The organism is Colwellia sp. KS18-150, from assembly GCF_057551365.1.
The window spans coordinates 61,321-72,711 of sequence record NZ_BAAJMC010000019.1; the positions used below are offsets into that span (position 1 = coordinate 61,321).

At 37.0% G+C, this 11,391-nt stretch carries 8 protein-coding genes; 5 read left to right on the forward strand and 3 right to left on the reverse strand.

Features of this window, described 5'->3' with window-relative positions; all coding sequences use genetic code 11:
* Nucleotides 1-132 precede the first annotated feature (132 nt).
* The 5 genes from AC27IF_RS16800 to AC27IF_RS16820 all read left to right on the forward strand — a co-directional run bounded on the left by AC27IF_RS16800 (nucleotide 133) and on the right by AC27IF_RS16820 (nucleotide 8,771).
* Nucleotides 133-2,883 (forward strand): TonB-dependent receptor, encoded by a 2,751-nt coding sequence (locus tag AC27IF_RS16800; RefSeq protein ID WP_487055500.1) that lies wholly within the window; start codon nucleotides 133-135, stop codon nucleotides 2,881-2,883.
* Nucleotides 2,884-2,959: 76 nt separating this feature from the next.
* Nucleotides 2,960-4,513, forward strand: coding sequence for a tryptophan halogenase family protein (locus tag AC27IF_RS16805; protein WP_487055501.1), 1,554 nt, complete (start codon nucleotides 2,960-2,962; stop codon nucleotides 4,511-4,513).
* Nucleotides 4,514-4,535: 22 nt separating this feature from the next.
* Nucleotides 4,536-5,264 (forward strand): SapC family protein, encoded by a 729-nt coding sequence (locus tag AC27IF_RS16810; protein WP_487055502.1) that lies wholly within the window; start codon nucleotides 4,536-4,538, stop codon nucleotides 5,262-5,264.
* A gap of 51 nt (nucleotides 5,265-5,315) precedes the next feature.
* Entirely contained in the window at nucleotides 5,316-7,640 is a 2,325-nt protein-coding gene (locus AC27IF_RS16815) for a beta-galactosidase (protein WP_487055503.1), read from the forward strand.
* A 57-nt stretch (nucleotides 7,641-7,697) separates the two neighbouring features.
* Entirely contained in the window at nucleotides 7,698-8,771 is a 1,074-nt protein-coding gene (locus AC27IF_RS16820; protein ID WP_487055504.1) for an NHL repeat-containing protein, read from the forward strand.
* 63 nt (nucleotides 8,772-8,834) lie between these two features.
* Here AC27IF_RS16820 and AC27IF_RS16825 read toward each other — a convergent pair whose 3' ends face one another.
* The 3 genes from AC27IF_RS16825 to AC27IF_RS16835 all read right to left on the reverse strand — a co-directional run bounded on the left by AC27IF_RS16825 (nucleotide 8,835) and on the right by AC27IF_RS16835 (nucleotide 11,388).
* Entirely contained in the window at nucleotides 8,835-9,602 is a 768-nt protein-coding gene (locus AC27IF_RS16825) for a phytanoyl-CoA dioxygenase family protein (RefSeq protein WP_487055505.1), read from the reverse strand.
* A 118-nt stretch (nucleotides 9,603-9,720) separates the two neighbouring features.
* Nucleotides 9,721-10,656 (reverse strand): 2-dehydro-3-deoxygalactonokinase, encoded by a 936-nt coding sequence (locus tag AC27IF_RS16830; protein WP_487055506.1) that lies wholly within the window; start codon nucleotides 10,654-10,656, stop codon nucleotides 9,721-9,723.
* A 69-nt stretch (nucleotides 10,657-10,725) separates the two neighbouring features.
* Nucleotides 10,726-11,388, reverse strand: coding sequence for a GntR family transcriptional regulator (locus tag AC27IF_RS16835; RefSeq protein ID WP_487055510.1), 663 nt, complete (start codon nucleotides 11,386-11,388; stop codon nucleotides 10,726-10,728).
* Between the last annotated feature and the right edge of the window lie 3 nt (nucleotides 11,389-11,391).

Consider the following 11,391-nt stretch of genomic DNA (forward strand, 5'->3'; position numbering starts at 1 on the left):
CATAATAATGGTTGATTGTTAACAATTAATTGTTTAGTCTTGATGGTGCATTGTCGATATTTTAATTAGAAATTAACAGACTGTTGCATATCAATAGAGAAATACAATTATTGCAGTAGCAAAGGGGATAATATGAAACATAAAGGCTTTAAACTAAATTCTGTCTTACTCGCGATGTTAGTCGCAACACAAGGTCATGCAGAAGAAACAAATACTAATGATGCCAACATAGAAGTGATTCAAGTCACAGGTATATTCAGCTCATTAAGTAAATCTGCAGCAATAAAGCGAGATGGCAAAGGTGTCGTTGATGCTATTTCAGCTGAAGATATTGGTAAATTTCCAGACACTAACTTAGCGGAATCTTTACAGCGTATAACGGGTGTGTCTATTGATCGAAGTAACAATGAAGGCAACCAAGTTACCGTGCGTGGTTTTGGACCAAACTTTAATCTTGTGACGCTGAATGGCAGACAAATGCCTAACTCTTCTGCGTTACAATCTGAGGGAATTGATCGTAGCTTTAACTTTAATGAAATTGGCTCTGAGTCAGTATCAGCCGTTGAAGTTTTTAAAACCGGCCGTGCCGATTTAAACTCAGGTGGTATTGGTGCCAACATTAATATCCAAACAGCTAAGCCGTTTGATTATGATGGTTTTAAAGCTTTAGGAAGTGTAAAAGGTGTTTTAGATACCACAGTTGATAATGTTACCCCTGAATTCTCGGGTATGGTAAGTAATACCTTCTTAGATAACACTGTCGGTGTGTTAGTTTCAGCTTCGTACGCTGAACGTGAAAGTCATAACAAGCGTATAGGTACTCAAGCGGGTTGGAATACTGGTTTTCCGGCGCAAATAGAAAGTGGAATTGATAAAAGTAATATCGACACTTCATTAAACCCTGATCAAACAACATGGGGTGTAAATACGGTTGATTTAGAATATGCGGACAGTGAACGTACACGTACTAATGCACAAATCGCCCTACAATGGGCACCCATAGACTCTATTATTGCCTCTGTTGACTATACTTTATCTCGTTTAGATCGTAGCAGCTCTATGAGTCGTAGTAGCTATTGGTTTGATAATATTGAAACCGGTACAGCTGATGCCAACGGTACTATTATCAATCCAGCCCGTGACAACGATGAATTAAATTTCTGGGCATGGGAATATGATTATGAAACAGAAAATGATTCTCTTGGTATCAATATTGAGTGGATGGCAACAGACTCTTTAACCTTTACTTTTGATGCTCATGATTCTACTTCGCATGCTAACCCTGGGACTCTTCCAGCAGAAAGTATTGCCAATATGAAAAACCCAGGTCAAATGGTAAGTATTAGTGCTGATTTCTCATCAGACATGCCAATGGTTGCTTATGACGCTTCAGCGCTACCAGGTGGTGATCCGTATGCAGCGAGCAACATTGTTGGTGATATTTATCAAAGACGCGGATATGAAATTGAAAACAATATTCAACAAGTATCACTAGCTGGTACATGGGAAAGTGATGGTGACAGCATAGTCGAAGCCATTCATTTTGGCGCTCAAAATACTGTTTATGATGTTGATACAACATTAAGAACAGAAGCTAACTGGAATGTGAGTGCTATGGACCTTTCAGGTCTTGATATGAACATAGTTTCGGGTGATATCGGTTTTGAAAAGCATATAGAGTACAGTGCCAAACAGTTTTTCGAATTACTAGAAACTCAGGGGCTACTTAATGATCCGACATTGAAAACAAACGGTGTTGAAGAAGACACAACTGCGGTTTATTTAGCCGTAGATTTAGCAACAGAAATCTTTGGTATGCCCTTTAATGCAAACTTAGGTGTGCGTTATGAAGATACTGATGTAACTTCATATTCAGTTGGAAAACCAGTAGAAGCACTTAACTGGATAACCGCTCTTGAAATGTCAGAGTATACTTCGCCTAATAGTGAAGAAGTCGCAAGTGAATTAGCGGGTGATTATACTAATACTTTACCGAGTGTTAACTTAAGTTTAGAAGTCTCTGATGATTTAATTACTCGTTTTTCTTATAGTAAAACACTATCAAGAAGTAATATTGATGCGATGTTCCCAGCTACGTCATTGAATAATCACTTCTCTACTGGACCATTTTTAGCGTCACAAGGTAACCCAGGTTTATTACCATACCTTGCTGATAACTATGATTTATCTCTAGAGTATTATTACGGCGAAGGCAGCTATGCTTCTGTTGGTTATTTTAGTAAAGATGTTGATAACTTTATTGGTACTGGTGAAGAAGATAGAGTAATCGAAGGTCCAAATGGTCCGTTAACTAACCCAAGCGTAAATCCACGTGGTTCATGTCCTGACGGCTCAAATGCTAATCCAAACCCTGATTGTCTTTCTCAGCCTCAAGATCCAGCTATTGTCTGGACAGTAACTACACCAGTGAACCAAGACAGCACTACGGTTGATGGTTGGGAACTAAATATTCAACACATGTTTGGTGATTCTGGATTTGGTGGTATTGCTAACTATACCTTGGTAAACACCGATGATGAATATGACCCGTTCGATTTAGGTAGTCAGTTTGCTATAACTGGTTTAAGTGACTCTGCTAACTTAGTCGCATTTTATGAAAAAGATGCGTTTTCATTCAGAATTGCCTATAACTGGCGTGATGAATTCTTATTAAATGGCGCCACAAGCCCTACCTTTACTGAGTCATATTCACAAATCGATATTTCAGCAAGTTATGATATTAATGAATCTGTATCCGTCTTTGTTGATGGCATTAATGTCACAGAAGAAGATACACGCCGTCATAGTCGTTTTTCTAATCAAATTGTTGATTTTGAAGAATATGGTGCTCGCTACAATATCGGAGTAAGAGCTAAGTTCTAAGTAGATTCAATATGAATCTATAGTTGAGAGGGAGCAAATTTCTTGCTCCCTTTTTAGTCAATGAGGTAGTTAACTTATGACAAATGAAATAAAGCATATCGTCATTGTTGGAGGAGGCACTGCAGGCTGGATTACTGCCGGAACAATCGCTGCAAAGCTTAAAAAGCATGTTGATTCAGGTTACAAAATTTCATTAATTGAATCGGCAAACATACCAAGCGTTGGAGTAGGTGAAGGGACTTGGCCTACTATGCGTAATACGCTAAAGAACATGGGGATTCGCGAGACTGATTTTATTAAATCATGTCAGGTATCTTTTAAACAAGGGGCAAAATTTGCTGAATGGGTTACCGGAAAAAAAGACGATTATTATTATCACCCGTTAGTCTTACCACAAGGGCACGATGAGATAGATTTAGCTCCCCACTGGCAAAACCTGCAGCAAAACACCTCATTCTCGCAAGCGGTATGTCCTCAAGAAATCTTATGTGAACATGGTTTAGCACCTAAACAAATTATTACGGCTGAATATGCTGCTGTAGCCAATTATGCTTATCATCTAGATGCAGGGAGTTTTTCTGAATTTTTGAAAAATCACTGTATTGATAAACTTAACGTTAATCATATTGTTGACGATGTAATAAACGTTAACTCACATGATAATGGCGATATTTCGTCAGTAGCAACTGCGCAACATGGAAATATTACAGGCGATTTATTTATTGATTGTACCGGCTTTAAATCCTTGCTTTTAGGTGAGCATCTAAAAGTGCCGTTTATCTCATGCAAGGACACTTTATTTACTGACCAAGCAATTGCGGTGCACGTTCCTTATGAGCATGAAAATAGTCCAATACAATCGCAAACCATTTCAACTGCACAATCAGCTGGTTGGATTTGGGATATAGGTTTATCAACTCGTCGAGGTGTTGGCCATGTGTACTCAAGCTCTCATATCAGTGAGGATCAAGCACATCAAGAATTGCTTAATTATCTAAAAGCATCGACAGCGGCTCCTGAAAAATTAAGCTTCAGGAATATTTCGATTAAAGCAGGGCACAGAGAAGAGTTTTGGAAAAATAATTGTGTTGCTATTGGTTTATCTGCTGGATTTTTAGAGCCTTTAGAAGCTTCAGCTTTGTTATTAATTGAAATTTCAGCGCAAATGGTGGCCGATCAATTACCCGCAAATCGGCGGGCAATGGATATAGTGTCTAAACGCTACAATAAAACCCATAGTTATCGCTGGCAGCGAATTATCGACTTTTTAAAACTCCATTATATGTTAAGTAAACGAACCGATAGCCAATTTTGGATAGAACATCGCGATTCAGCAACAATTTCAGAAACATTAAAAGAGCAACTTGAATTATGGAAGTATCACTTTCCAAATGATAGTGACTTCGAGCAATCTTTAGAAGTATTTCCTGCGGCAAGTTATCAATATGTTCTATATGGCATGGGATTTAAAACGGCAGAAAACCCGCTAGGTGTTTCATCTGAAAGTCGTCAACTAGCTCAACAATTTTTTCACAAAAATACAGTAGAAACTCAAAAGCTGATGACAAGTTTGCTCAGTAATCGTGAACTATTGAATAAAATTAAACAATACGGTTTACAACGTGTATAGCAAAGAATAGAGAGAATAAACTATGACAGCCTTTATAGCTTTAGACAAAAATAAACACAAAAAAATAAGGATCAAAACAGGACACGGAGACGAGTTTGGTGAAAATATACACTTAGTGCCAGTGATTGCAGAAGAGCTTAATAAATTAGCATTAGAATATCCTGTTTGCTTAATCAAAGATAATGATACAGGTCAGTTTGGTTTACAGGCGTTATTAGGTTTTCAAATACAAGAGAATTTGTTTTTACAAGGGAATGAATGGTTAGCCAATTATATCCCCCTGCATATTAAAAGGCAGCCTTTCCAAATAGCTGTGAATAGTAAAGCAGGAGAGCAGCCAACACCTGAAAATACAGTCATCACCATCAATATGAATAATGCTCGAGTACAAGAGGAACAAGGAGAGTTACTTTTTGATAACTCAGGTAATAGCACACCATTTTTGCAAAAAATTGATGAAATGCTGTCACTACTAATGAATGGCATCATTCGTACAAACGAGTTTATTGAAGCACTTTCAGAGCATGATTTAATTGAGCCAATTCAATTAAAGGTGAATTTTAATCATGGTGAAGAAAAAAGGTTTGATGGCATTTACACCATTAATGAAGAAAAGCTTAAACAAATTGATGGAAATGCGTTAAGGGAATTTAACCGTAAAGGATACCTTCAAGCGTGTTACTTACTCATAGCGTCAATGGGACATATACAAAAGTTAGTTAAGCTAAAAAATAGTCAGAAAAGCAACTGAATATTGCCAGCTAAAGTAAAAAGATATTAACAATTACACTGAGAACAAATAATGAAATATAAATTAACTACTGCTTTAATGTCAGTAATGTGTTTGATGGCAACTCAATCTTGCACGCAAGCGGATAAAGAACAAAACGGCGCTAGTAAACAAGCCTCTTCTCCCATACTTATTAACTCTTTCGAATCTGATAAAGACTTATCTAATCTAATCTCTGATAATGTCGATGTCACTGTATTTTCCGCCACTGAAGGTCAAGGTATTACTGAAGGAAATAGTGCCGTTCAAGTAAAGTTTTTGGCAAAGGAACATTATGAGCCTGCGTTTACAATTACCTCTAGTGAGCCTTGGAAATGGGATGAAATAGGGGATTTTCGCGTCGCTGTTGATATTGCTAATAATACTGATACCGCTACTCACCTTTTTGTTCAAATTGCAGATGAAAGTGGTCAAGTACATAATCGAAGCGTCAATATACCTGAAAACTCGAGTAACACTTATCATATTGAGTTAGCTGGCCTTGATTTAGCGATAGAGTCAGGGATTCGCTCAAATCCATTGTCATGGCAATCAGATGAAAAACCCTTTATTTGGCGCTGGGGTCTTAAAAATATTGATACATCTGCCATTACACGAGTCAAATTTAGCGTTAGTAGTATGCTAGAAGACAGAACATTAATCTTTGATAACTTAAGAGTTATACAAACCCCCAAGACTGATTTGTCATATTTAAGTCATTTATCAGATCAATATGGTCAACGCTATAACTTATCATCGCCTTATTCAATTTCATCGGATAAAGAGCTTAAAGCCATTAGCGATAAAGAATTAACTGAGCTTGACGGAAAATTAATGGCAGATCGTTCTAAATTTGGAGGTTGGAAAAATGGCCCTAAACTAGCAGCGACGGGGTTTTATCGAACGGAAAAGGTGGGTGGGACATGGAGTTTAGTTGACCCTGAAGGTTATTTGTTTTTTTCAACAGGTATTGCCAATGTACGTATGGCTAATACATCAACAATTACCGGCATTGATTTTGATCCTAAAGCCATTAAGCAAAGAACCAGTGATGATTTAACACCTGAAGATTCATTAGGTTTAAATCCAGTAGCGGCATCGGCATTAGCAACTAAATATGTGGCATCAGAGCTTCGCCATAATATGTTTACTTGGTTACCTAGCTATGATGAACCTTTAGCCAAACATTATGGTTATCGCCGTAGTGTTCATCAAGGAGCATTAGAGCATGGCGAAACCTATAGTTTTTACCAAGCTAATTTAGAGCGCAAATATGGCGATAATTACATTGAAACTTGGAAAGACGTTACAGTTAAGCGCATGATGAATTGGGGCTTTACTTCGTTTGGTAATTGGATAGACCCAATGTTTTATCATGATAATCGTGTCCCGTATTTTGCTAATGGCTGGATCATTGGTGACTTTAAAACAGTAAGTAGCGGTGATGATTTGTGGTCACCACTACCAGATCCATTTGATCCAGTATTTGCTGAAAGAGCTCGGGTAACACTAGAGCAAATCGCTAGCGAGGTTAAAAACAACCCTTGGTGTGTTGGGGTTTTTATTGATAATGAAAAAAGCTGGGGAAGAAAAGGCAGTAATGAAGCACGTTATGCAGTAGTCATTAATACTCTAACAAGAGCTGACACAGATAGTCCTACAAAAGCGCATTTTACCCAATTAATGAAAGATAAATATCAAAGCATTAGCGCTTTAAATGCTAGTTGGAAATCTGAAATCGCTACATGGCAAGACTTTGAAAATGGCATTAATTTAGCTGATTTTACTCCAAAGCAAATTGAAGATTATGCGGTAATGCTAAAAGCATATGCCAATGAGTACTTTAGTATTGTTAGAGCAGAGCTTAAACGTGTTTTACCAAATCATATGTACATGGGGGCTAGATTTGCCAGTTGGGGTATGACACCAGAAGTCATTGCTGCCGCTGCTGATAATGTAGATGTAATGAGCTACAACATTTACAAAGAGGGGATACATGCTAATTATTGGCAGTTCCTTGAAGAAGTCGATATGCCAAGTGTGATTGGTGAATTTCACATGGGGGCAATGGACTCTGGGCTACTTAATCCGGGTTTAGTACACGCAGAAACACAGCAAGACAGGGCTCAACAATATACTAACTACTTAGGGACTGTGGTGGATAACCCATACTTTGTTGGTGCTCATTGGTTTCAATATATAGATTCGCCATTAACTGGCCGTGCTTATGATGGTGAAAACTATAACGTTGGCTTTGTTAGCGTTACCGATACACCATATCAACCCATGGTTGACGCTGTTAAGAAAGCTAACCGTGAGCTCTACACTAGACGATTTAACAAAGGGACTAAAAATTAGAAAATATGAAATTTTCATCGTTTAACTTTAAGTTTAAAATACATATAGGAGCTTTACGTGAGCGTTCTTCCTAAATCAAACCAAGACCCCAATGGCACGAACGTTGGTCAAGGCGATTTTAAGTATAAGGTTAATACTCAATGGGGGATTTTAGATAAAACTAAATACCCTGTAGAGAACTGCCATGACTTTGCTATGGATAGCAAGGGAAGGGTATTTATGGTGACAGATCAGCCTAAAAATAATGTTATTGTTTACAACACCGATGGAACTTTAATTGATACATGGGGGACTGAATATCCTGGCCTCCATGCAATTGATATTGTCGAAGAAGGAGGTAAAGAATATATCTATTTGGTTGATAGTGGCTGGAAACTAAACCGACAATGGGATGGTGTTTCAACTGAGGCGTGGGACTCACCTTTTAATAGAGTGATCCCTCAAGCAGGTTTTATTACTAAGCTAACCCTTGATGGTAATGTCATTTTTACTTTAGGGCATCCTCAAACTATAGGTGTTTATAGCCCTGATATGCCTTTTAACCCAACAGATATTACTGTTGCTGATAATGGTGATATTTATGTAACTGATGGTTATGGATCTGATTATATCCTGCAATACAATAAACAGGGGCAGTATATTCGTCATTGGGGAGGCCATGAGAATACCAATGCTGAACATAATTTAGTGAATGCACATGGCATAGCTATTGATCAGCGAAACCCTAAGCAGCAAACTCTCATGGTCAGCTCACGTGCAGAGCAGTGTTTAAAAGTGTTTACTATGGAAGGTAAGTACCTTTCAACAATTAATACCCCAGGCGCTTGGATACATGGTCCAGTGTTTATGGGGGATTATTTTGTCTCAGCGGTGTGTTGGTCTGATATTGATAATACTAACGTTGATGATTCAGGATTTTTATGTATTTTTGATAAAAATAATAAAATTGTTTCAACGCTTGGAGCTGAAGAAGCTGAATATATTCATGGTGAACTGCAACCGCTAACCACTAACTGGAACTTGTTCAGACATGCACATGGCGTTATTGCTGATAGTGAAGGGAACTTATACGTAGGGCAATGGCAGGCTGAAAACAGCTATCCTTATAAGTTAGAATTAATTAAATCATAGTAGTAACCTATTCCTTGAACTGTAAACATATTTCAAGGAATAGGTCATATTATGCTTTATTAATTAAGCTTGTTCAGCCCATGTTAAAATAGCATTATCTTCAACTTTTTTAAGTGGACGGTAAATTAAAGAGTTCTCTTTAAAAGGTTTTGCACTTTCTGCACAATAGGCCGGTATCATAACCCACCTAGGCTCAGTAGACCGATTCTGATTAGATTTATGCAATAAATTACAATGAAAAAATAATGTATCACCGGGCTCTAGTTCAACCTTAACTAATTCATGGTGTTTTATTGCTTCGTCAACAAAAGTCATGTCAGCCCCTTTTTGATCACCCGTCTTAGTGTGGTTAATTCGGCCAATATGGTGAGATCCTTTCAACACTTCTAAACAACCGTTCTCTATCGTTGCCTGATTAATTGCTATCATGCAGCTGACTAGTTTAGGGTAAAGATGAAAATTATCATTTGCCCAATAACCATAATCTTGATGCCACTCCCAAGCACCACCAATCAATGGCTCTTTCATCATAATTTTGCTGGTAGTATGAAAAACTGACTCACCGAGTATTTTTTCTACAGAGTCAACTAGTCGTCGGCCACGAGAAAACATAGAGTAAAAGTCATCACCCAATTCTTGCCATAAACAAACTTTACTTACTGTACCACTGGCATCTTTTTTATCCCAAGCTCGTTGATATAAGCTTTCGTCATTAAAAGCTATATCTTGTAACTTTTGTATCTCTTTATCGTTATAAAACCCTTTAATGATGACATAACCATCACGGTGAAAGTCTGTCACTTGTTTATCTGATATTAATAATTCATTCATAATAATCTACCTTTTTTGATGATTGTTAACAATGTTCGCTAATTTTCATGCAAAAGACAAGGTTTATTTTTATATGAATGTGTTATTTCTATAGGTATGAGTTTATTCAAGTATGCTCTTAAACATGATATGTAGGGTTAATGGTTTTTACTATAGTAGACATGCCGGAAAGAAAACAATCATCTCCGTTAACATAGCTCGCAGTGATCCCAAGTTCATTGCAGGCAATTAGGTATTTTTCACATAAATTTAAGCTACCAACTAGGTAAATAGAAGAGGCATTTACAGCTTGTAGTTCATTACCTATTAATAATCCTGAGATATAGCTTTCAATATGCGCGTCGTTAATTTTATTGAATAGCTTATGTGTTCTTGCTCGAAATAATACTTGGGTTAACTGGGGCGTTTGTCCTTCTATAACGCCAAGCTTAAAACTATTTAGATCAAATGCTTGCGTTGATAAATCTTTAGTTAATATAGTGTGGTTACTAATAACGGAAAATAACTCACCTGTCATGAATGAGGATAGTTTTTTTATTTTTCCATCAATTACTTCAATATGTTTACTGTGTGTACCCGGCAAAATAGCTGATAAGGTTTTGGAATTACATTTATTTAATAATCCAAATACTTGAACTTCTTCACCACGCATTACTTCTGTATTATTTTCAATGTGATCTTTGTGAACGACACCAGGAACAATAGTAGCGGCAGAGCCCCAAGGTAGATTGAAATGGAAAGATTTATCGCTTAACTTGGATATACCTGTTGGAGTGGCAACATAATCAACTGTATACCAACCGTTGGCTGAGCCAATCATGCCGGCCATATAAACAGGCAGTTTTTTAAAATATGGTAGCCATTCTTTAAATGCGTTTGTTAAAGCTTGGGAGAATTTATCTTCGCTACTATTTGACTCTTCTAAATTGAGTAATCCCAGTGATGCTTCTTTTTTATTGAGTAACTTACCGTCACTGCTCATCAAGAAAGCGCGAAAATTACTGGTTCCCCAATCTATGATTAAATATTCATTTTCATATCGTTTGTTATTCATTATTTACCTACTTTTGAGAGTGAGGTAAAGAAAAGTTTAAATATAATATTGGATAAAATCAGCTAAATTTTATGAGTGCCTAGACCAATATTTACCACTATTAGAAATATGTTTTTTCAGTATTGATAAAGATAATTCAACATCACGTGCTTCAATAGCAGCAACTATCTCTCTATGTTCTATCAAGCTTTGTTGAACACGGGCTTCACTAATAGGGAGGTTCACATGCATTATTTGCAAAACAATTCTTTTCTGACGCCATAGTTCAACGGCACTTTTATTATAGTGCTGACTATACATAGCCCAGTGAAAGTGAGTATCTAAATTTCGATACGCAGCGTGATCACCTTCAGAAATGGATGCCATTTTCTCAATTATTTGCTTTAAAGTTTGTATTTGCTCTTTAGAGTGTTCAAGAACAAACCATTCCATTAAATAGGGATCAAGCAGTTGCAATATTTCAAATACATCACGCATTGAAGTATGTTCAAATTTAGTGACTCGAGCACCACTATTGGGGCTTACGGTAACAAAACCTTCACCTTGAAGTTGTTTCAACGTTTCTCGAATTGGATTAACACTAGTGTTATACCTTTTAGATAATTTTGTCGTTATTAACCTATCACCAGCAACAAAAACTCCGCTAGCTATGTCTTTGATTACTTGGGTATAAATTGAATCATCATTTAATAATAATGGTGATATCAAATCTTGAGTTTCACTTTGGGTCATATG

Coding starts and splice junctions, on each gene's coding strand:
- AC27IF_RS16810 (WP_487055502.1), top strand. CDS start 4,536: ATGACAGCCTTTATAGCTTTAGACAAAAATAAACACAAAAAAATAAGG.
- AC27IF_RS16800 (WP_487055500.1), top strand. CDS start 133: ATGAAACATAAAGGCTTTAAACTAAATTCTGTCTTACTCGCGATGTTA.
- AC27IF_RS16805 (WP_487055501.1), top strand. CDS start 2,960: ATGACAAATGAAATAAAGCATATCGTCATTGTTGGAGGAGGCACTGCA.
- AC27IF_RS16825 (WP_487055505.1), bottom strand. CDS start 9,602: ATGAATGAATTATTAATATCAGATAAACAAGTGACAGACTTTCACCGT.
- AC27IF_RS16830 (WP_487055506.1), bottom strand. CDS start 10,656: ATGAATAACAAACGATATGAAAATGAATATTTAATCATAGATTGGGGA.
- AC27IF_RS16835 (WP_487055510.1), bottom strand. CDS start 11,388: ATGACCCAAAGTGAAACTCAAGATTTGATATCACCATTATTATTAAAT.
- AC27IF_RS16815 (WP_487055503.1), top strand. CDS start 5,316: ATGAAATATAAATTAACTACTGCTTTAATGTCAGTAATGTGTTTGATG.